Annotated in this window: 32 protein-coding genes and 1 pseudogene; 15 read left to right on the forward strand and 18 right to left on the reverse strand. The window is 58.9% G+C overall.

Features of this window, described 5'->3' with window-relative positions; translation table 11 throughout:
• Positions 1-106: 106 nt before the first annotated feature.
• The gene (locus ACLM45_RS00855) at positions 107-2,266 is read right to left on the reverse strand and encodes a mechanosensitive ion channel family protein (protein WP_415410099.1); all 2,160 of its coding nucleotides are present in this window, start codon (positions 2,264-2,266) and stop codon (positions 107-109) included.
• Between the two features lie 113 nt (positions 2,267-2,379).
• Here ACLM45_RS00855 and ACLM45_RS00860 point away from each other — a divergent pair, with 113 nt between their 5' ends.
• On the forward strand, positions 2,380-2,784 hold the full coding sequence (locus tag ACLM45_RS00860; RefSeq protein ID WP_415410100.1) for a hypothetical protein: 405 nt from the start codon (positions 2,380-2,382) through the stop codon (positions 2,782-2,784).
• 46 nt (positions 2,785-2,830) lie between these two features.
• Here the strand turns inward: ACLM45_RS00860 and ACLM45_RS00865 are convergent, their stop codons facing one another.
• From ACLM45_RS00865 to ACLM45_RS00875, 3 genes are all read right to left on the reverse strand, one after another.
• Positions 2,831-3,544 carry an SDR family oxidoreductase gene (locus ACLM45_RS00865; RefSeq protein ID WP_415410102.1) on the reverse strand — a complete coding sequence of 238 codons (714 nt, stop codon included), beginning with the start codon at positions 3,542-3,544 and terminating at the stop codon, positions 2,831-2,833.
• A gap of 116 nt (positions 3,545-3,660) precedes the next feature.
• A complete protein-coding gene (locus ACLM45_RS00870; protein WP_006040995.1) occupies positions 3,661-3,837 on the reverse strand; it encodes a hypothetical protein in 177 nt (58 codons plus the stop codon).
• Positions 3,838-3,894: 57 nt separating this feature from the next.
• Entirely contained in the window at positions 3,895-4,071 is a 177-nt protein-coding gene (locus ACLM45_RS00875; protein ID WP_415410103.1) for a hypothetical protein, read from the reverse strand.
• Positions 4,072-4,083: 12 nt separating this feature from the next.
• On the opposite strand from ACLM45_RS00875, the gene ACLM45_RS00880 reads away from it, so the two are divergent.
• Positions 4,084-4,314 (forward strand): hypothetical protein, encoded by a 231-nt coding sequence (locus ACLM45_RS00880; RefSeq protein ID WP_415410105.1) that lies wholly within the window; start codon positions 4,084-4,086, stop codon positions 4,312-4,314.
• 503 nt (positions 4,315-4,817) lie between these two features.
• Positions 4,818-5,258: a tellurite resistance TerB family protein gene (locus ACLM45_RS00885; protein WP_415410107.1), complete on the forward strand. Its 441-nt coding sequence runs from the start codon at positions 4,818-4,820 to the stop codon at positions 5,256-5,258.
• Positions 5,259-5,296: 38 nt separating this feature from the next.
• Here ACLM45_RS00885 and ACLM45_RS00890 read toward each other — a convergent pair whose 3' ends face one another.
• The 3 genes from ACLM45_RS00890 to ACLM45_RS00900 all read right to left on the reverse strand — a co-directional run bounded on the left by ACLM45_RS00890 (position 5,297) and on the right by ACLM45_RS00900 (position 6,582).
• Positions 5,297-5,686: a hypothetical protein gene (locus ACLM45_RS00890; RefSeq protein WP_415410109.1), complete on the reverse strand. Its 390-nt coding sequence runs from the start codon at positions 5,684-5,686 to the stop codon at positions 5,297-5,299.
• A 22-nt stretch (positions 5,687-5,708) separates the two neighbouring features.
• Positions 5,709-5,909 carry a hypothetical protein gene (locus ACLM45_RS00895; RefSeq protein WP_006041000.1) on the reverse strand — a complete coding sequence of 67 codons (201 nt, stop codon included), beginning with the start codon at positions 5,907-5,909 and terminating at the stop codon, positions 5,709-5,711.
• A gap of 271 nt (positions 5,910-6,180) precedes the next feature.
• A complete protein-coding gene (locus ACLM45_RS00900; protein WP_415410110.1) occupies positions 6,181-6,582 on the reverse strand; it encodes a hypothetical protein in 402 nt (133 codons plus the stop codon).
• Here ACLM45_RS00900 and ACLM45_RS00905 point away from each other — a divergent pair.
• From ACLM45_RS00905 to ACLM45_RS00915, 3 genes are read left to right on the forward strand one after another with little or no spacing between them, the layout of a single operon-like run.
• Complete coding sequence (locus ACLM45_RS00905) at positions 6,572-6,787, forward strand: hypothetical protein (RefSeq protein WP_415410111.1); 216 nt, start codon at positions 6,572-6,574, stop codon at positions 6,785-6,787. The two genes, ACLM45_RS00900 and ACLM45_RS00905, sit on opposite strands and share 11 nt — an antisense overlap.
• Positions 6,788-6,826: 39 nt before the next feature.
• Positions 6,827-7,312 (forward strand): cupin domain-containing protein, encoded by a 486-nt coding sequence (locus tag ACLM45_RS00910; RefSeq protein WP_415411447.1) that lies wholly within the window; start codon positions 6,827-6,829, stop codon positions 7,310-7,312.
• Between the two features lie 44 nt (positions 7,313-7,356).
• Complete coding sequence (locus ACLM45_RS00915) at positions 7,357-7,659, forward strand: hypothetical protein (protein WP_415410113.1); 303 nt, start codon at positions 7,357-7,359, stop codon at positions 7,657-7,659.
• A 45-nt stretch (positions 7,660-7,704) separates the two neighbouring features.
• Here the strand turns inward: ACLM45_RS00915 and ACLM45_RS00920 are convergent, their stop codons facing one another.
• Positions 7,705-8,526, reverse strand: coding sequence for an acid phosphatase (locus ACLM45_RS00920; protein WP_415410114.1), 822 nt, complete (start codon positions 8,524-8,526; stop codon positions 7,705-7,707).
• A gap of 218 nt (positions 8,527-8,744) precedes the next feature.
• On the opposite strand from ACLM45_RS00920, the pseudogene ACLM45_RS00925 reads away from it, so the two are divergent.
• Both ACLM45_RS00925 and rimK read left to right on the forward strand, forming a co-directional pair.
• Positions 8,745-9,137, forward strand: a pseudogene (locus ACLM45_RS00925) (ATP-dependent zinc protease); the annotation flags it as partial.
• 90 nt (positions 9,138-9,227) lie between these two features.
• Entirely contained in the window at positions 9,228-10,145 is a 918-nt protein-coding gene (rimK, locus tag ACLM45_RS00930) for a 30S ribosomal protein S6--L-glutamate ligase (protein WP_415411448.1), read from the forward strand.
• Between the two features lie 219 nt (positions 10,146-10,364).
• On the opposite strand, the gene ACLM45_RS00935 is transcribed toward rimK, so the two are convergent.
• Both ACLM45_RS00935 and ACLM45_RS00940 read right to left on the reverse strand, forming a co-directional pair.
• On the reverse strand, positions 10,365-10,622 hold the full coding sequence (locus ACLM45_RS00935) for a hypothetical protein (RefSeq protein WP_415410116.1): 258 nt from the start codon (positions 10,620-10,622) through the stop codon (positions 10,365-10,367).
• On the reverse strand, positions 10,623-11,354 hold the full coding sequence (locus ACLM45_RS00940) for a Coq4 family protein (RefSeq protein WP_415410117.1): 732 nt from the start codon (positions 11,352-11,354) through the stop codon (positions 10,623-10,625). It lies immediately after the preceding gene.
• 264 nt (positions 11,355-11,618) lie between these two features.
• On the opposite strand from ACLM45_RS00940, the gene ACLM45_RS00945 reads away from it, so the two are divergent.
• Positions 11,619-11,834, forward strand: a complete 216-nt coding sequence (locus ACLM45_RS00945; protein WP_198005718.1) for a hypothetical protein — start codon at positions 11,619-11,621, stop codon at positions 11,832-11,834.
• Positions 11,835-12,185: 351 nt separating this feature from the next.
• Here the strand turns inward: ACLM45_RS00945 and ACLM45_RS00950 are convergent, their stop codons facing one another.
• The 6 genes from ACLM45_RS00950 to ACLM45_RS00975 all read right to left on the reverse strand — a co-directional run bounded on the left by ACLM45_RS00950 (position 12,186) and on the right by ACLM45_RS00975 (position 14,137).
• On the reverse strand, positions 12,186-12,596 hold the full coding sequence (locus ACLM45_RS00950; protein ID WP_006041019.1) for a YccF domain-containing protein: 411 nt from the start codon (positions 12,594-12,596) through the stop codon (positions 12,186-12,188).
• 51 nt (positions 12,597-12,647) lie between these two features.
• Positions 12,648-12,797 (reverse strand): hypothetical protein, encoded by a 150-nt coding sequence (locus ACLM45_RS00955; protein ID WP_415410118.1) that lies wholly within the window; start codon positions 12,795-12,797, stop codon positions 12,648-12,650.
• Positions 12,794-13,156 carry a hypothetical protein gene (locus ACLM45_RS00960; RefSeq protein WP_415410119.1) on the reverse strand — a complete coding sequence of 121 codons (363 nt, stop codon included), beginning with the start codon at positions 13,154-13,156 and terminating at the stop codon, positions 12,794-12,796. The genes ACLM45_RS00955 and ACLM45_RS00960 overlap by 4 nt, the downstream gene beginning before the upstream one ends.
• Before the next feature lie 81 nt (positions 13,157-13,237).
• Positions 13,238-13,414 (reverse strand): hypothetical protein, encoded by a 177-nt coding sequence (locus ACLM45_RS00965; protein ID WP_415410121.1) that lies wholly within the window; start codon positions 13,412-13,414, stop codon positions 13,238-13,240.
• Positions 13,398-13,832, reverse strand: a complete 435-nt coding sequence (locus ACLM45_RS00970; protein ID WP_415410122.1) for a type II toxin-antitoxin system VapC family toxin — start codon at positions 13,830-13,832, stop codon at positions 13,398-13,400. The genes ACLM45_RS00965 and ACLM45_RS00970 overlap by 17 nt, the downstream gene beginning before the upstream one ends.
• Positions 13,829-14,137 (reverse strand): FitA-like ribbon-helix-helix domain-containing protein, encoded by a 309-nt coding sequence (locus ACLM45_RS00975; protein ID WP_415410123.1) that lies wholly within the window; start codon positions 14,135-14,137, stop codon positions 13,829-13,831. The genes ACLM45_RS00970 and ACLM45_RS00975 overlap by 4 nt, the downstream gene beginning before the upstream one ends.
• Positions 14,138-14,303: 166 nt before the next feature.
• Between ACLM45_RS00975 and ACLM45_RS00980 the strand changes: the two genes are divergently transcribed.
• Genes ACLM45_RS00980 through ACLM45_RS01000 form a run of 5 tightly spaced genes read left to right on the forward strand, consistent with a single transcriptional unit; the run spans position 14,304 to position 16,300 of the window.
• The gene (locus ACLM45_RS00980; protein WP_415410125.1) at positions 14,304-14,918 is read left to right on the forward strand and encodes a hypothetical protein; all 615 of its coding nucleotides are present in this window, start codon (positions 14,304-14,306) and stop codon (positions 14,916-14,918) included.
• Between the two features lie 8 nt (positions 14,919-14,926).
• The gene (locus ACLM45_RS00985) at positions 14,927-15,259 is read left to right on the forward strand and encodes a hypothetical protein (RefSeq protein ID WP_415410127.1); all 333 of its coding nucleotides are present in this window, start codon (positions 14,927-14,929) and stop codon (positions 15,257-15,259) included.
• Between the two features lie 52 nt (positions 15,260-15,311).
• Positions 15,312-15,518, forward strand: coding sequence for a YqaE/Pmp3 family membrane protein (locus tag ACLM45_RS00990; protein WP_415410129.1), 207 nt, complete (start codon positions 15,312-15,314; stop codon positions 15,516-15,518).
• Positions 15,519-15,561: 43 nt separating this feature from the next.
• Positions 15,562-15,765, forward strand: a complete 204-nt coding sequence (locus ACLM45_RS00995; protein ID WP_415410131.1) for a hypothetical protein — start codon at positions 15,562-15,564, stop codon at positions 15,763-15,765.
• Entirely contained in the window at positions 15,716-16,300 is a 585-nt protein-coding gene (locus tag ACLM45_RS01000; RefSeq protein WP_415410133.1) for a hypothetical protein, read from the forward strand. The genes ACLM45_RS00995 and ACLM45_RS01000 overlap by 50 nt, the downstream gene beginning before the upstream one ends.
• A 1-nt stretch (position 16,301) precedes the next feature.
• On the opposite strand, the gene ACLM45_RS01005 is transcribed toward ACLM45_RS01000, so the two are convergent.
• Positions 16,302-17,138: a class I SAM-dependent methyltransferase gene (locus ACLM45_RS01005; RefSeq protein WP_415410134.1), complete on the reverse strand. Its 837-nt coding sequence runs from the start codon at positions 17,136-17,138 to the stop codon at positions 16,302-16,304.
• On the reverse strand, positions 17,068-17,394 hold the full coding sequence (locus tag ACLM45_RS01010; protein WP_415410136.1) for an ArsR/SmtB family transcription factor: 327 nt from the start codon (positions 17,392-17,394) through the stop codon (positions 17,068-17,070). The genes ACLM45_RS01005 and ACLM45_RS01010 overlap by 71 nt, the downstream gene beginning before the upstream one ends.
• Before the next feature lie 76 nt (positions 17,395-17,470).
• Between ACLM45_RS01010 and ACLM45_RS01015 the strand changes: the two genes are divergently transcribed.
• Positions 17,471-18,571: a rhodanese-like domain-containing protein gene (locus ACLM45_RS01015; protein ID WP_415410138.1), complete on the forward strand. Its 1,101-nt coding sequence runs from the start codon at positions 17,471-17,473 to the stop codon at positions 18,569-18,571.
• Positions 18,572-18,596 lie beyond the last annotated feature (25 nt).

Raw genomic sequence — 18,596 nt, forward strand, 5'->3', positions numbered from 1 at the left:
CGATGAAGCGATCTACCGCTATGTCGCCGCCAGCTCTCTTGTCTTTCCCGATTCACTTCTGGATGACGTGCTCAACAGTTTCATCAAGGCGTACCGCACCTGCTGATCAGACCTCATCTTTTTGGATCTCAATTGCGGTGGGGAAGGGAATCACGATCTGAGCCGCTGCAAGCTCGCGCAGCAGTTCTTTGTTGATGGTATCGATTGAATCCTTGAACTGTTTGTAGTTCAGCGTTGGGCAGATCAGATGGCATTTGAAGTTGTAACTGAACTCGGCGATCTCCATGAGCCGGCAGGCTTTGAGTTCAAAGCCCGGCGTTCGCGCGATGATCCCGCGAAGAATCCCAGGAACGGCCGCGAGCTGTTCATTGGTGCTGTCGTACGACACCCCAAGCACGAAGTGGGAACGATCGACTCTGTCAATGAGCTGATTGAAGGCCAACGTCAGTGACTCCTGCAAATCGATGTAGTCACGCCAGTTCTCGACGTGAATCAAGGCGATGCAACGCAATCGTTGGGGTGAGCCAGGTTCCAGCTCAATGGTGAGGCAGGGGTTGATCAGATCCGGCCGGTTCGCAACGTAGGCCCTGGCCAATGCCAGCAGATCTGTCATCTGATCCGGACTGAACGGGTCGTTGGCATCGAGCTCTAGGCTCAGATCCAGCCCTTGCCGCTGTGCTCCTCCCGAGGTCGCAGGATTGCGAGAGAGATTGTTGATGATGCAGTCATCAGCAACGGCATTGGGAATCGTGACTTTGCCGGTGACGGTTTCGATCTCCACCGAGCGCAGACCGATCTTGGTGAGGAAGCCCCGCGTGTCGCCGATCTCGCAGAACTCACCCACCTTCAGCGGCCGGTCGGTTTGCAGTGACAAGCCGGCAAACAGATTGCTGAGCAGCTTGGAAGCACCAAGGCCGATGGCCAGGCCGGGAACCGTGGAGAGTGCGAGCACGAGCGTGGGCGACAGCCCAAGCTGCAACAGCAGTTTGTAGATCAGCGCCACACCCACCACGCCGGACATGATCCGGCAGATGGGCATCACCCGGTTGCTGGTTCTCGACAACCGCCAGATGTCCTGATCCCCGGAAAGCCGTACCAGTCCTTCAGCGAGAGTGCGTCCCAGCGCTTCGAAAAACAGAAACACGAGCAGGACGAACAGGCTGAAATAAGCCGCTTCGAACAGCACGGTGAGCACCACCAGCGCGGTGCCGGTGAAGTTGAGGTAGAGGTCAATGAACACCTCAACCGCTTTGGTGGCCAGCACCATCGGCAGCACCAGCACAACCCGCTTCCAGGCCAGGGAATCGAGCGTCCAGATCAGCGCCTCATCATTCGTTTTCTGTTTGTACGAGCGGATCAGCAAGCGGCCAAGACGCGTGATCAGCAGCAGGAGCAGCGCGATGATGACGATCGAGAGCACCAGCCGGAACAGGGTTTGCCCGAACAGCACCTCGGCCTCCAGGCCTGCGCGTGCACCAGCCGGCAGATTCAGATACCACTTGGGCGGAAACAGTCGGCCAGGGGTGTGGACAAAATCCTGGTAAAAGTTTCGGGTGAAGAACGTCTGATCATCGAGATCAGCAACCTGCTGCTTCACCTGTTCATACATGGCAGCCACATTCGCCACGGTGGAGGTCGAGAACAGAAAATCGCTGTTGATCGGATTGTCAGCCAGCTCACTGGTGAGAACGATCGAGGATCCCGGCAGCGTCCACGACTGGGTGTCTTTGGAGCGCCCGTCATTGAGCACCTTCATCGCCTTGGCGTCTGGGATGGAGATGATCTGCCGGCTGCTGTTGAAGATGAAATCAAGGACATGCTTCAACTGAATGGCTGCTTCGTCTTTGAGGTAGGGACGAACGCCGAGCGCAAAGGACGTGCCATCGAGAACGTCCACCGCCGCATTGAAGAGCACCTCCACCTCTTCGATTTCGGCCCGGGCCTGGCGGTTCCAGAACAGCCCGGGGTCATTGCGATGGGAGGTTTCAACACTTTCGATCAGAAGGCCGACATCGGCCATCACCGCATAGAAGTTGAGCAGGGTCTCTTTGGGTGAATTACCCACCACTTGTCCCAGGGGGGTATGCCGCCAAAGCTCAGCACGTTGCACTAAGTCGGGATAAAACGGCTGATCCTCAAGGGGAATCACCGGAAGGGAACTCGCGTGGCGCAGACCCAGGGGCTGTAAGACCGATGACGGTGAAGCGGCGCGCAGAGGAACACCGGAGAGAATGATGACGCTCAGCAGACCGGCCAGGAAGGCCATCAAGCGCTTGTTCGTTCGCACGCCAACGGTTCGCTAATCACTGACAACCTAATGAACGCCTGCTCTTTTACGATTTTTTCGAAGCGATCATCCATGAATGGAGATGCTTCCTGATGGGTCGTCAACGGTTCCGGGGTTTGTACCTGCAAGCCACGGGTCACCCACTTTGTTTTTCGTTTGTGACCTACACACCGCAAACCAGGGAGCAGATGGTTGCCTGCGGTGATCTGCGCGCAGACGAGGAATATTTCAACCCGGTGTTGTTTGATTTTCTTTTGTTCGTTTCGGAAGGCATTCTCGGTTCATCGCCGGATGCTTTGTTCCCGCTTGGTTACGACGATCTCGTGCTCGTGGCGTCCCGCATCAGAGGAACTGGAGTGCAGCATGAATATCTGATCGCCATCAATCCAATTGCTTGGAACGAAACCAAGCAAGCGGTGCTGCACCAGCTGAGGACCATCCTTTCTGCTCAGTCGTGGGATGGGGCAAGGTTGCGCAGGCGCGATGATTCTCCGTAGCAGCCTGTTAGTTGGATGGTTCCAGCCACTGCATCGATGGACGGTGCTAAAAGGCGCAGTCGGTGGGCATCACTGCAATATCACGGATGCAGATGTGTGCTGGTTGATGCCAACAGAACAGCACGATCTTCGCGAGCTCGTCTGGGGTGATAAAGGTGGGGTTGCCGAGCATCTCGCAGTACGTCTCGAAGCTGATTCCCATGCTCTGATGAATGTTGGTTTGAATCAAACCGGGAGCTACATTCATCACTCGCACATTGTGCTCCGCCTCTGACATGTTCATGCTTTCACCGAGTGAGCGCACGGCATGTTTGCAGGCGTGATACACAGGCGCACCAGCTGCTGGCTTGCGATCACCAATCGAGCTGATGTTGATGATCGTGCCACTCCTGCGTTCACGCATTCCCGGCAACACGTGGTGAATGCCATTGATCACCCCGGTGATCATTGTGTTGATCTCTTCTGCAATCTGATCCAATCTCAAGCTCTCGATTCCGCCGATGTGGATCATTCCAGCGTTGTTAATCAGGCAACCTGTCGGCCCGTACTGGCGTTCTGCAGCCGTGATTGCATCCGCAAGCGCACCAGCATCGCTGACATCCAGCTGGTGGTAAAGAACCGGCCGGTCTGAGAGTTGCGGATCAGCCTCCTGGTGCCTGGTGATCAGCATGCAGGGATGTCCCTCTGCAGAAAAAGCACGGGCCAGTGCCTGACCAATCCCGGCTCCTGCGCCAGTGATCACCACGAGTTCTGAGGCCACGTCTGTTCTCCAGGTCAGCCTTCAAACTGGCAATGTTTGATTGATTTGCCCATGGACAGGTTCCCAACATCTGCCGTGGGAGCCTGGTTTCAACCCGGTGCTGCTTTTGAAATCTTTCAGATCGAACCGCATTCGAGGAGATGATCCATTAAGGCTGCATACAGCTGGGTTTTCATGTTGAGCAGGCAGGCTTGCTCGTTGGGATCGCCGCCGGGCCAGTTTGCGTAAGCTTCAGCCACAGCACGGTGAAGTAGACGCAAGGCATCAATTTCCATCGAGATTGTGGTGACCATTTGATTGTTGTTCAATGTTCTGAGAAACGAAGAAATCGGAATGGTGTGAACGGAATTTTAGAGACCCTGGCGCTGACGCAGAGCCCAGGCTGAGGCGGCTTGCTGCTGTTTCCAGGCAACTAAAAGGTCTTTAGCGATACTGCGCAATGCTTGCAGATCGTCGGAGTTGTCAATTTCGCGTGAGAATTTTTCGATTTCAAATTTCTGGCCCAGAGTCAACGCGATCGGTTCCATTGGCTTTTGGCTTTGCAAGCGGAACGTAATCCAGAACTTTGGATGCAGCAAATTAAAAACGTAGTGTTTGCAACCAATGGCATCAAAACATGGTCAGCTCAATACATTGCCGTCATTACGGAAGGTTTCTGTGTGCGGCTGATCACGCACATCGGAAGTGCTGATGGGTTTATAAAGTACTCTGACGACTGGGCTGGATGCATTTTTCTTGGGAAAAACATCTGGAGCTTTCCCGGAATGTAGCTGTTGCGTCTGACGGCAATCAGGGTTCAGCTCTTGCGTTGATGGGTGTTGCTCTCACCCTCTTGGCGAAGGATTTGCTCGCGCATGAGCTGCGGGCCACTGCTCAGCAGTCATCCAAGGCTTGAGCCAGCCGTGTTGATCATCCATTCGGTCATCTTGGACACATCGGCTGTAGGCAGATCGTGATTACGACTGAAGGAGCATTCGCTTTTGGCTATGTCTTTCGACAAGCTTGACCGCACGACGCAGTACATCCACGCCGCAAAAAGTCGTGCCACTTCCGTGCTGAATGAGGCAGCGCCAAAGTTGACTGCGCTGGAGAAAGCGATTTGGTTGCAATTGAAGCGGAATCAGCGCTCCACCCGATGACAGGGATACCGTTGGCTGTGATTGAGAGACTTGCGATCGATAGGCATAATCACTTAAGGCTTCAGGCTTGTAGTGGCTGCCACAACAACGGTTCTTGAGCTGAGGTCATAACGAAAGTTCTCCATCACCTGGTTATGGATTCTCTGACGGCATTTGCAGCTGTGGGGTTTGCAGCTGTGTCCTGGGACAGTCATTTCACAAAAGCGGGCACGCGGGCCTTTCGCCATGCCTTGGATTATCGCGAGCCTTTTTGTCGGATGGCTGATGGCGAAATGATTGCTCTGTTGGATGAACTCCTGGAGTTACGGCGCTCTGTCGGGGCTCATCAAATGATGCTTGAAGCAGCAAAGTGTCTCACCAAAGCGCAGTGCATGACGGCCTATGCGATGGCCTCAGAACTGATGCGTTCTGATGGCCCTTTTGAACCAGAGGAACGACGCTTTCTTGATCACCTCGCTGTGACATTGGAGATCTCTAAATTTGAAGCGCAGCGCATCGATACGGTGTTTGAAATTTTTCATGCCAGCCTCACCTTAAGCAGCACGATCGAGGTGACTCCTTCAGTTCTGGTCTAGGGCCCCTCTCCCTGCTGGCACGATCGCTCGGTTGTGGATCAGCGCCTGCGCCGCCATGTTCCACTCCAGCCATCGGCTCCTCTGAGCTCAATCAGGGTTCCGGTCGCTGAAACGCGGCCTTCAACGGTGGACCCACTCCGATCCGTGTAGGTGAAGAGGTCGTTGCTCAACCACCGGGCTGTGTAATCCACACGTGGATCGGCGCGGCCCGGTTTGGGGAAGACCTGGATCCAGAGACTCTCCGCCTTGCCCGTGTAGGCAAGAGTGATGTCGGCACCCGAGGAGGATGACCAATCGCCCACAACGCGATCACTGCGTTGCTGCTGGGTTTGCGACACCAGCACTGGGTTGTCAGCGGACTTGCAGACCGCTGTCCCGAAGACCGCGCAGCTGAGAACTGCTGCCAGCAGTGGCACGTTCGCCTTCATCAGCGTTCACCGATCAGTTGTTTCATCGCAGCAACAGCCACATGGCCAGGGCTCCAAGCCCCACCCCCTTGAAGAACTGTGCCCAGGTCAACGCGTAGGTGTCCAGCCCAAATGTTCGCATCATCCAATTGAGCACGTCTTTGTGCTTGCGAATCATGAATGAGCTGTCGGCCGTATTCAGCTGTTGAACACGTTTGAGCTTGAGTTCTGCAAGCTTGGCCATGGGCTGCGTGACGTTTGCATCGACTGTAAAGACGCTGTCGTGCCGCACCAGGTGTCTTTGCTTTTGATTCCTGAAGGGTTCAGTGTTGTTCAAGGCAGCCATTCATGCCGGTTGCTTGCTTCCCCAAGATCGACAACATCTGGTGGTGAATGGCAGGTCAGTTAACAAGGCACCATGGCCGTTTTCACGGGCCGAGGGTGCACTGGTTGTTGCTGGGACCAGGTGGACTGAGCTTTAGCAACCCTGACCCATTGTTTTGTACTTACGTCGCTCAGCAGAGATCGCCCAGGGCAGAACTGTTGCGGCATTCTTTCAGGGTCATGCCAACGATGATGGTATTCCCGTTGGTTTGATTGACAAGCCCGAAGCTGCCGGCATAGCCCCTCAGCATCCATTCCCCTCCCCGTGTGTCTTTGTAGAAGCCCACATTGCGTGCAGCGCCGTCTCTGATCCGTGTGTAAGTGTCGTGGATGCCGTCTTTCCACTCCAGTTTGAAACGGTTGCAAGGGGCACCGGTGCAGAGAAAGGTGCGCCGGCAGGCGATGCTTTTGTTGTTGTAGAGGCAGTTCACCCAGGGCTCGGCGGCCATGGCCTTTGCGGCACTGCCCACCGTGATGTTGTTCAACCCGCCGATGAGGAGTGCCCAACTCATCCCCAGTGCAATGCGCTTCATCGTGTGCGTGATGCCGTGGCTTGTGGTCATCATCCTTGGTGAGCCTGCTGCATACCGCGCTGCCTTCCTCGCTGATGAATCACTTGAAACGTGCAGATGTTTCGCCGACAAGAATCACTGCGACTCTGCGCCAACGCACCGGCTTGGGCACTGGCTGGCCGTTGAGGGATTGATCAGCGACAGGCCGATGGATCACCAGGGCTGAAGACCAGGGCGGGCATTGTGCTGGTGATTCTTGTGTTCGGTGCAGTACAGCGCAGAACGAGCGAATCCTCTAGAGGCAGAGGGCTTTGTCTGGACCAACATGCCCGGCCCGCTGAACCAGGAACCAGAAGTGTGCAATGTGCTGGGAGACGCCATCACATTGCGGCTCACCACTGAGCAAACCGACGGTAAATACAGCGTTGCCGAATTCGCAACACCCGGCGGTGTTGGCCAGCCCCCTCACACCCACGCCTGGGATGAGACTTATCTCGTGCTGGAGGGGGAGCTCAACCTCAACATCAATGGTGAGACCACCGTTGTGGGAATGGGTGGTTGCTATCAGGTCAAGGCTGGTGTTGTTCACGCCCCTACACCCAACGGTGACTTCTGCCGCTACGTGATGGTTGGTCAGCCTGGCGGTGTCGAATCCGTGTTCAAGAGTCTGAAGGCCAACGAAAAAGACCTGAACGACATGGCCAAGGTGGTCGAGATCGTGACCAAAGAAGGCGTCAACATCGCTGGTTGATTCACCGCTCTCCCTCCCATTCATTCCCATCACATAACAAATCAGTGGCATCCCGCTTTTTTCATGTTCAGCACGAATTTCGTGCCGGAACCTCAAAGAAATGGTTTGAGACCGTTCAAAAGGCCTTGGCCCCCGGTGGTGGCTGGGACGCCGCCGTGACCCGCAATCTTGAAGGGCCTGCCTTCTGCATCTGGGAAGTGCGTGATGGCATCAGCGACGTTGAATTCCAGGCCTTCATCGATAGCCCCAACGGCCCCGACATGGGGACCGGCGCTTTGTTGAACATCTGCCGTGAGATCAACGTTCAACTGGCCGGGACCACCCCTTATCCCCGCAAGTTCGCCTGACGCACAAGACGCCCCTGGCCTCATGGTGCGCGCGTTTGCCTTCCCCTAGGGACGATTCGCGAACGCAGCCTCCTCCAGCTTGCAGTCACCATTGGGCTGGGCCTGCCTGGCTCTGAGCTCTTCCACTTCCTGGCGTGCTGCCTGGAGATCAGCCTGGAAGACAGGATCAGCGTGAAGCCTGGCGGTGGTCGCCGAGGCCATCAACTCACCGGCCTGCACATCGCTGTGCCAGTGCACGTTGCAGATGCTGCGGCTTTCACCGAACGCCCGGCCTCTGGCAATCAGTTCGTCGCTGCGTTCCGGCGCGATCGTGCTCAGGATCAATCCCCACCCCCAGCCCACCGCAGTGTGGCCCGAGGGATAGGAGCCGTCGCCGCGTAAGCCCTGTTCATCCGCAGGCGTGCAGATGGGTTGGTTGTTGACCATGAACGGGCGCTGGCGCTGGTAGCGGTTCTTGGCGGGGTAGGTGGCGAGCCCCAGGTCCGTCATGCTGCGGCGCATCAGCACCAGCAGTCTGGGCGTGTCCGTTGCATTGATCGGTACGCCCAAAGCGCAGGAGAAGCTGATGGCCGCTTCCGGGAACTGCAGATCGGCATCTCTGGCGGCGAGCGTCCAGCGGGGCGAGTCGCGCAGCGCAAAGCTGGCGTTGGCCTTAGCTTGATCCAGGGCTGCAGCGGCGCTGCCCGGAGGCGGTGGACCCTCCAGCAGGGCCAGGGCATTGGCCATCGCCTCCTTCTCGAGATAGCCCTTCAGGAATCCCGGCTTGATCTCCGGCACCGTTGCGGGTGATCCGGGCCCGAGTTCACAGGGGGTGGCGGCTTTGGCAGGCTCGGGGATCCCCGCCAGCAGGGCGATCAACAGCGTCATCACAGCTGAGCTGCGGCAAAGCCTGGCCATCGTCATCGTCGAGATCTTGTGGGTTGATAGCCGGAATGCAGGAAGCGTGCCGCTGTTCAGGTGGCGTTGAGGAGTACGGCCAGCTTCATGGCCTGATCAATCCGTTGGATTGAGGGTCTGTCAGCTGCAGTGAAGACCTCAACGCCACTTAAGATTTTTTTGTCTTTCGATAAGGACCGTTCGCGGCCTTGACCAAAAAAATCATTGTCGGCAGTGAGGAGTGGTGCTCTCTGCCAGGGCTTGGTCTGCCGGCAATCAAGGCAAGGGTTGACTCCGGCGCAGCAACATCCTCCTTGCATGCCTTCAACATCGTGCCGTTTCAGCGCGATGAAGCCCGGTGGATCAGTTTTGAAGTGCATCCGCTTCAAAACGACCGTTCCGTGGTGATCCGTCATGAGGCGACTGTGCTGGAACAGCGCGGTGTGCGCAACACCAGTGGCATCACCGAAACCCGTTACGTGATTCGTGAACAGCTGGTGCTCGGTGAAGAGAGCTGGCCGATTGAGCTGACCCTCACCAACCGCGATGCAATGGGCTATCGCATGCTGCTCGGCCGTGAAGCCATGGTGGGCCGTGTGTTGGTGGATCCCGAGGGCAGCCACCAACTCGGTGATCTCCGCCAGGACGAGCTCGAGGCGATGTACGCCCCTCTGCGCACGGAGCGCCATGGCCTGCGCATTGCCCTGCTGGCCTCGGACCCGGAGCTCTACAGCAACCGCCGTCTTCTGGAAGCCGGCGAGGAACGGGGCCATCGCATGGAGTTCCTCAATGTCAAGCAGTGCTACATGCGCTTGGATCCACAGAACCCTGAGATGCATTACCGGGGAGGCAATGTGCTGGAGCGCATCGATGCGGTGATTCCGCGGATTCGCCCCAGTGTCACCTTCTACGGCTGTGCGATCACACGGCAGTTCGAGGCGATGGGCATCCACGTGCTCAATGCCGCAGAACCGATCAAGCGCTCGCGCGACAAGCTTCTGGCCTCCCAGTTGTTTGTGCGGCACGGCCTGAACATGCCGGTGACCGGCTTTGCCAGCTCACCTCTCGACACCAAAGACCTGATCAAGATGGTGGGTGGTGCCCCGTTGATCCTCAAGTTGTTGGAGGGGGCCCAGGGGCGTGGTGTTGTGTTGGCTGAGACTCAGAAAGCGGCGGAAAGTGTGATCAACGCCATGAAAAGCCTGAACGCCAACCTTCTGGTGCAGGAATTCATCAAGGAAGCAGGTGGAAAAGATCTGCGTTGTTTCGTGATCGGCGGCAAAGTTGTGTCCGCGATAGAACGCACGGCTGCGGCCGGAGATTTTCGCTCCAACATTCATCAAGGTGGATCGGCCCAGGCCGTGCGCATCCGTCCGGAAGAACGCAAATTGGCAGTGTCAGCGACCCGTGCCCTCGGATTGGATGTCGCCGGAGTTGACATCATTCGCTCCGAGCGAGGCCCTCTGCTGTTGGAGGTGAATTCAAGCCCTGGTTTGGAGGGCATTGAAACGGCTACAGGCAAGGATTTGGCCGGCTTGATGATTCAAGACATCGAGCGAAAACTCGGCTGGGTCCGTCCACGCTTGGCGGAATCTCTGGTCGCTTGTTGATCTGGATCCTGCTCGATTCGTCACAACCATCTTTCAACCAGATTGGTGTTGCTCTGTTTTTAAAGCCCTTCGATGCTGGCACTGCTGGTGTTGGTGATTTGGATGAGTTTGATTTCATGGCGCTTATCGCGAAAAGCGCCGTAACTGGGGGCCAGGGCCATACCACCGGGGGGGTGTGGTCTCCCCTGGCGGTGTCGATGCCTGAGGCCTCCTTGAATCTCACCAGAGGGTTTGGCAAGGGAAGGTGGAGAGCTGTGGGTCGGCGGTGAGCAGCACCAATCGATCCAATTCGGCTTGTGCGGCCAGCATGCGATCAAATGGATCGCGGTGGGGTTGGCTGTAACCGCCAGCGCGCAGGCCATGGTGGTGCTTGAGGCTGGTGATGGTCGTGGGCGGGATCTGCCAGAGGGCCTGTTGAGGATTGATGTCCTCTCCCATGGCCCACCACACGGCAGAGCCCGCATCTTCAGACCTCAATCATTCGAGGTTTAATCCATAGATGTTTGCAAATTCATCCTGGAATGGAGAGGTTTTCAGGAGCTCACTGAGTCCCAGTTCATCCTGCCAATCGGTGATCGGCCTTTCCCAGCCTTCTTCCCAGCGAGGCGAGAACAGTTCAGGAACCTCCTGGCCAATTGCAATGCCGAAACCGATTGCATCCCAGATCAGCCTGCGCTCACCTGGTTCGTAGGCACCACGCAGCATCCAAGATGAAAGAATTCCGATATGAAAGGGGCTTGAGCCAGTGCTTGCATAAAACGCCGTCGCAGCAGCTTCGCCGGCCACTGTGATCGGTAGACCAAGAATCGTGTGGTGAATTTCGTGCAGACGCGTACCTCTCGTTATGACGAACTCTTCATCCGTTTGGGATTCGGGCACCTGAGACTGATCAACTAAAAAAGAGATCCCAAGCTTCTCCAATCGGCGATGCACACACCATCCAAGACTCCCTTTGGGCATGGCAGCCATTTGCTCAAGATCTGGCCATGTTTGTGAAGGCCGGTTGGCCAGTAGGTTCTTCACTTCTGGGGTGGCCAGAGCCCTCTCAAAAGTGTCTTTTGCCAGTTTGGTATTGGCTGGAATTCCAAAATATCGGCCGTGTTGAAATGCTCTTTCAGGCTGCTTTGCTGTCTGCAGAATTGAAATTCCTAGCTTTGTGACACCCTTGGAAAATGATGAGCGTGCGTAGTGTTTTTGTTCTGTAGCCATAAGTTGACGAAGTTCTGCAATGAATGTCGCTGGAACCCCAGACGATTTCCTCCCCCGAATGGGTGATTTGTTTCTGAGACTTTGCTGAGTCAACAGGGATTGGCTTGACCAGTCGGTCGGCGTCAGTCGTGGCGCCAATGGCGAAGGCCACATCTGCGCTGACTGCTGTTTCTTCAGGCACGCCGTTCTGACTTTCGCCGGTTTCAGGGGTGGAGGCAATGAGCGTTAAGGCTGGTAGCCAAGTGCTGGCGGCGCGTTGACAGTGTGTTCATCGAGATCGGAGGCGCTGATGACAGCCGACACTCCACCGCAGCACAATCGAGAAGTCGCCTGACTTTTCAAGCCACTGCTCCACAAGTTTTCGCACCATCCATGGGCTTGCCCTCGATCCGGCGCCATCTCCTGGAACCTTGGCCCCAGCAGCTTGAAAGGCCCGACACTTCGCCCTACGCCGGCAACGGCCTACGGCATGACCCCTGATCCATCCTGAAGGGGTGTCGGAAGCGAGCAATACGAGAGGTCACTCCGTTCCTGTCGTAGACGGGCTGACCTCTCACCGACATCGCTGGAGGACCGAGGGAGTCCTCGAAGTTCTTGGTTGCCTCACATGAGAGTCGTTTTGTCGTGATGGTGACGACGCGTAGGTATTTCTTCCATCACATTGGTGGAGTTCCCTCTTGGAGAAGGGGGGCAATGCGTCTTGCGAGGAGGGATTAGGGCCCCTCCTTTTTTTTGGACGTTCGCAACTTGCGCTCTCAACTCTGCTTGTGGATCGGTGGTGATGCGTCTGAGAGTTCCACGCTTCCTCAGAGAAAAAGCCCTCAGGGCTGCTCACCGTGATCCAGTTGCCGGCACCACCGTCATCCCCACCGGCGCCAGGGCGATCAAGGCCAGCTTCATGTGCTGGATCCCGAAGGGAATGCCCACGATGGTGATGAAGCAGGCCAGGGCGGAGCTGAGGTGGCCGATCGCCAGCCACCAGCCAGCCACCAGAAACCAGAGCACGTTGCCGAGCAACCCCAGCGGACCGGTGCCCAGATCTCCCCGGCCGCTCAGGTCTCTGCGGTTCACAGCTTCCTGCCCGAACGGCCAGAGCGAAAATCTTCCGATTACAAAGCAGGAGCGTGCCCAGGGCAGCCCGATGATCGTGATTGCGCAGAGCAGGCCCGCTAGCCACCAGCCCAGGGCCATCACGAACCCTCCGAGCACTACCCAGAGGATGTTGAGCAGGGCGCTGATCATGGTTCGTTGATGGGTGCGGAGAGGGGGCTGCCGCTTGCCTCCATAGTCTGCTCACTCCATCAGCTTTGCCGGCAACCAGATCGCCGCGGTGGCATCCCCCAGGCCAACGGTGCGGCCGTCGAGGTGTTCGATGCCGATCCAGGCGCAGATCAGGGCATCGAGCATGTCTTCCATCGGCTTGAGTGACGAGAGCGTGGTCACCTTATTGGGCTGGGGCAGGCTGAGCGGGATGGCGCTGATGCGCTGGCTTGGATGGCGGTGAACTCCCCGAGCAGACGCCTGATTCGTTCGTTGATCGGAGGCCGCTCAGCCTTCCAGTACTGAGCCGAGCGGCTCACCTTGTAGGGCACGCGATAGTCGCGATTGAGCAGGGCCAGCAGGGCTACATGGGGGTAGCACTCGATCAGGGCCGGCCCTTGGCGAGCTGGAGTTGTGGTGTGCAGGGCAACGCCGAGTTCGGCGAAGCGTTCCCGCAGTTGATCGGCGATGGCTGTGTCGGCGGCCCGGCGGCTGGTGATCGGTGTTGTTGCCAGGGGCATATCGACCGACACGCAGTCCACGGGTTGTCCCGCCAGTTGTTGGCAGGCCGCCAGCAGCGCTTCGGGATCGGGTTCACTGCCCTGGGCTTTCCGGTTCTGGTCTCAAGGTTGGCCGGCGGCTAGGGCAAGAAACGCCTCATAACTGGGGGCCAGGGCCAGGCATTGCCACCCCTCAGCAGCCCGTTGCACCAGGGCTACACCACTGGGGTTGTGGGCCGTCCAGGCGGCATCGATGCCGAGAACGCAGGGGGCATTGATGGGATCAGCTGGATCGCCCATCCAGGCTCCAGGGATTGATCAGGTGTAGGCCGATCGCTTCGAAATCAGCGGTGTTGCGGGTGGCCAGTTGCCCGTCATGGGCGAGAGCTGTGGCGGCGATCACGGCGTCAGCTGTGCTGATCGAACGAGCCATGCGTTCGCGATGGCTCACCAGGGCCGTATACCAGTGGGCCGCATCACTGTTGAACGGAAGCACGGGGTGCTTGAGCACGGTCGTGAGCAGGGCGTTCCATCCCTGTTCAAGCTGTTGCTTGCGTTGGGAGTTGGGCAAGCGGGCGATGCCTTGCAGGATCTCGGCTTCGTTCATGGCGGTGATCGCCACCTCCTGGGGGCTGAGCTGATCAGCCCAGGCCAGAACGGACTCAGCAGGTTGCTGCCGCATCAGTTCCGAGAGCACATTTGTGTCGAGAACGATCACAGCTCAAGCCTTGCCGCGGTTGGAGTGTCATTGCGTGATGGCAGCTCCAACTCGACGCTCCCGAGGCGGGCGAAATGGTTGTGTATGCGCGAGCCCAATCCTTCTGTTGTGGCCGCTGGATTCTTGGGTTCAACCACCTGGCGAAGGATCTGGCGCACCTCTTCTTCCATCGAGTGACCGTGCTCGGCGGCACGGCGCCTGAGCCGATCGCGCACGGCGTCGTCGAGGTTGCGGATCGTGAGGGTGGCCATGGCTTGGCTGCTGCCAGCAGTGCTGTCATTGCTGTCAACGCTAGCGGTTGGCATGGGCATGCTCTCTCTGCAGCTCTGTTGAATGAATGCCCGGGCTGTCTCTTGGGATCGCTCTTCGTCGACATCAGACAACGCAACTTGCAGCCTGAAGCCTGGGTTGAAGCATTGGTTCCCTCACTTGGGGGATGAGATCTTGGATTCACCCCCTGCCTGATGCTCCTTGACCAGCCCCGCCGATGCCGACGCCAATCTCAAGCGGGCCCTCGAGCAGCTCAATGCAAACGAAGCGGCGGTGGCCGAGGCGATCAATGAGGCCCGGGCTGAACACTCCCGCACCGAGCCGCCGGTCACTGGGGTGGAGTTGCTCGAACGCATCGATGCACTGGCGGCGCAGCGATCGCTCGACAGCCAAGACGCCGCGATCCTCTGCCATTGGCCCGATGCCGCCTCCATCGGCCAGGCCTGGTTTGCGCTCAAGCATCCCGGCCAGAGTGTGCCCAGCCCGATGCTGGTGCTCGATGCCTATTTGGTGGGGGCGCCGCCGTTTCTGAGCAAGGCTCAGCGTGATCAGGTGAGCGACTGGTACCGCAGCCAGGTGTCGGCTAATCCTGAGTACACCGATGCGGTGACCGGTGCCGCTAAGGCCTTTGTGCTGATCGGTGATCTCAACGCCAGTGCCGCCGGTATGGCCTGGCAGACGATCATTCCCGATCTGCTCGCCAAGGGCCACAACCTGGAGTTCAACGTCACCAAGGAACAGGTGACGGCAGCCGCTGCCCGCTGGATCGTGGCGGTGGCCGATACGTTCACGCCGCCATCGCTCACGGGACAATGAGGTTGACGATGCGGATCCCAACCACGCTCGTTGTTGCATTGGGGCTTGCCGCTGCGTGCCTCCCGAGCGCCATGGCCCAGCAGCCGGTGCGTCTGTTGCCCAAGATCGGCTCGTGTCCGATCGGCTATTACAGCTCCCGCGATTACTGCGTTCCCAGCAAGAGCGGCAACGTGAGAGGGGCGATTGAACAAGTCGGCAATGGCTGCCCCATCGGGTTTTACGCATCGGGCAGCTACTGCCTGAGTAGCCCCAGCAACCAGCGGCAAGCGATCGAGAAAACAGGCAATGGCTGTCCGGTCGGTTGGTTCAGCTCCGGGCGCTATTGCGTTCAGAGCCGCTGAAGCATCCCTAAACGGGGGGATTGGCTAGCAAGAGGGAGTCATCTTTAGACCCATGACGCTCGGCGATCTCCTTCGCATCATCCTGGCCTTCTTTTTGCCACCCCTGGCGGTGGCCTCCCAGGTGGGCCTCACCGGTGCGTTCTGGCTCAATCTGCTCTTCTGGTTGCTCAGCTTCGGAGGCCTGGGGCTGCCACTCATGGCCATCATGTGGCCAGTGGCTGTGATCCACGCGATCTACATCTGCGTCACCCGCAAGTGAGGGCTGGTTGCCCACGCTGATGTTGCGTGCACAAGGTCAAGAAATGGCACGGTTCCCTTCAGCAGCACCAAAAGGGCTCGATGCTGAATCAATGGGATTGATGCACTGCCCCCTCTGTGTTGGCTTGGCCGTTGTTTCGGCCGCTCGCTTCTCAGCGCATCTTGTGATGCTGTTGCAGCTCGAGCTGCTGCGCACGGATGGTTCTGAGCATCCGGCCGATCTGTTGGGAACCCTTCTGGAGCTCTGAAGCGCACGTGGTGGAGAGGCCATGGCGATCCTTGCCGGTGTTCGATGAGAAGTCGCCCGCGTTTCTCGATGCCGTGGCCGCCTATGGGCATGCGCTGAGCGCTCTGAGCTTGCAGCAGCGCAGGGATCTGGCCGTGTTCAAGGCGGCTGAGCTCCTGAATGCGTTGATTCAGATCCGTGAGCGCAGGCAGTCACCTGATCGGTTTGGACAAACCCTCGCGAAAGCCTCCTTCCAGCGGGTGCGCCAAGTGATCCGGGATCGGCGCATCGTGTTGCAAGGAGGCGAGGTGGTCGATCTGCGCGATCCTGTGCTCCGAGACCTGATCGATGAAGGCTGCCGCCTGTTTCATGCCGGACGCAAGGATGCCGAGGTGTATCAACAGGCCCTGGCCCTGTCGGCGGCCCAGTGTCTGGCGCTCAACGATCAGCTCGATGAAGGGATCGCCCGCTACATCGAAGGCAGCGGATTGTCGTTTCCAGACTCCCTTCTGCAGGTGGTGCGCACCTCCTTCATCGAGGCCTATCGAACGCCCTGAATCAGCTCTGGGCCCGGCACAGCCAGAGGCGGATGAATAATCCCTGGTACAGCTGCAGCGGAGAAGGCCAGCCGGCTTGCGCCAGCACCGTTGACAGCTGGCTTGGATCCATTGAGAACACCACCTTGTTGCGGCTCTCCACGATCGCTTCAACCGTTTCCGGCGGGACGCCGCGATCCAGGAGCCGTTGACGCGCCACGTTGAACACCAGGCGTTGGCTCTCGGGCTCTTCCGCTTCGCTGTAGGCGCTCAGCAGCAGAACGCCGCCATCCGCTGTGCACTGTGTTAGTTGCTGCAGCATCACGTCTTGCGCGTCGCTGCCCAGGAGGTGAAGCACGTTGTGGCACACCACCAGGTCAAAGCGGGCGCCTGCCAGCTCGCCCTCGAGGGCCTCGTTCAAGGTGTGCTGAAGCAGGCGGCAGCGCGCGCTGCCGGGGTGATCCGCAAGTGTGTGGCGGCACTGCTCCAGCATTTGAGCACTGGGCTCGAGCACGGTGAGCGCAGCATCCGCGCAGGCGTTGAGCAGAGGGGGGAGTTCATCGCCCGGGCCGGGGCCCACCACGAGCACCTGCTGGGCCTCGCTGGCTGTGCTCTGCACCGCTGCAAGTGCGATCTCGTGCAGAACCTCGTGGCCGGGAATGGAGTTCTGGATGCTCTGGCGATAGCTGCGTCCGTAATCACCATCGAAATCAAGCGAGGGCATCAAGGCACCGCGATGGAGCAACCCCAATGATGGACTCAATTCGAGGAGCGCACCGGCATCACCGTTATTCCATGCTTCGCAGCCTGGCTTCCAGGGTCTGCCGCAGCCGTTGGCTGACGAGTGCGCAGAGGTCATCCACCAGGGGGTCATCGGCGTGAAAGATCAGCCGTTGCCCCTGGCGTTCGCTGCGCACCAGCCGGGCCTGGCTCAGTTGGCTGAGCTGTCGGCTGATGTGCGACTGGGAGAAGCCGGTGCGCTCCATCAGGGTCTGCACGTCGCTGGGTGAGTCGCGCAGCTCACAGAGCAGCTGCAGCCGGGCCGGTTCACTGAGCAACCGGAAGAAGCGGCTGATTTCGGCGAGTTGTTCCGGTCCTGGCTTGGCGTTTGCCATGGCGGTGCAGCACCTGCATTGATTATGGCGTTATGGGTTTATGCGTGTAGAGTCATATCTCTAATTTCGGGGTCTGATGGCTGAGTCCTTGGCCAAGCTCGCCGCCGGCGAGGGATCCCTGTTGTTTCGCCAGCTCCAGGATGCCGACACCGGCACCTTCACCTATCTGTTGGCGGATCCGGCGACCGCCGAGGCGGTGCTGATCGATCCCGTGTTCGAGCGCCAGCACCGTGATCTGGCCCTGATCCGCGAGCTGGGTCTCCAGCTAGTGGCCTCGCTTGATACCCACGTGCACGCCGATCACGTCACCGCCAGCTGGTGCCTCCATGCCGCCAGCGGCTGCGCCATCGGCCTGTCAGCCATCGCCGGGGCTGACTTCGTCACCCGGCCGCTTGCCCATGGCGACCGCATCTCTTTCGGCAGCCGTTCGCTGCTGGTGCGGGAGACACCGGGGCATACCGATGGCTGCCTCACCTATGTGTTGGATGACGCCTCAATGGCCTTCACCGGTGATGCCCTGCTGATCCGGGGCTGTGGCCGCTGCGATTTTCAGCAGGGCAGCGCCAGCAATCTCTGGCAATCAATCCAGGGCCAGATCCTCACGTTGCCGGACACCTGCCTTCTCTATCCCGGCCACGACTACAGCGGCCGTTCCGTCACCAGCGTGGCGGAGGAGCGTCGCTTCAACCCGCGCTTCGGCGGGGCTGCCCGCGAGCAGGACTTCGTGCTGCACATGGACCATCTGCGCCTGCCCCATCCCCGCCGGATCGATGAGGCGGTGCCAGGCAACCTGCGCAGTGGTCGCCCCCCGCAGACGAGCGAACTTCAGGAGCCCTGGGCTCCGCTGCAGCGCACCTATGCCGGTCTCGATGAGGTGCTCCCCGACTGGGTGTGCGCCCATCGCGATCAGATCACCCTGCTCGATGTGCGCTCCCGCGAGGAATGGCAGGGCCCTGATGGCCGCGTGTCTGGAAGCGTTCACCTGCCGCTCTCGGAGCTCAGTGAGCGCCAGACGGAGTTGCCCAGGGACCGGCCGCTGGTGGTGGTCTGTTACGCCGGCAGCTGTTCGGCCCTCGCCACCCAGCAGCTGCAGCGCAACGGCTGGCCCCGCGTCGCCAATCTGCGCGGCGGTCTGCATCGCTGGGCGGACGAGGGCTATCCGCTCGAGTGCCCGTGAGCACCTGTTTTTTGCTGTTCTCTCT

The sequence above is a fragment of the Synechococcus sp. A10-1-5-9 genome (assembly GCF_047716785.1).
Taxonomy (GTDB): domain Bacteria; phylum Cyanobacteriota; class Cyanobacteriia; order PCC-6307; family Cyanobiaceae; genus Synechococcus_C.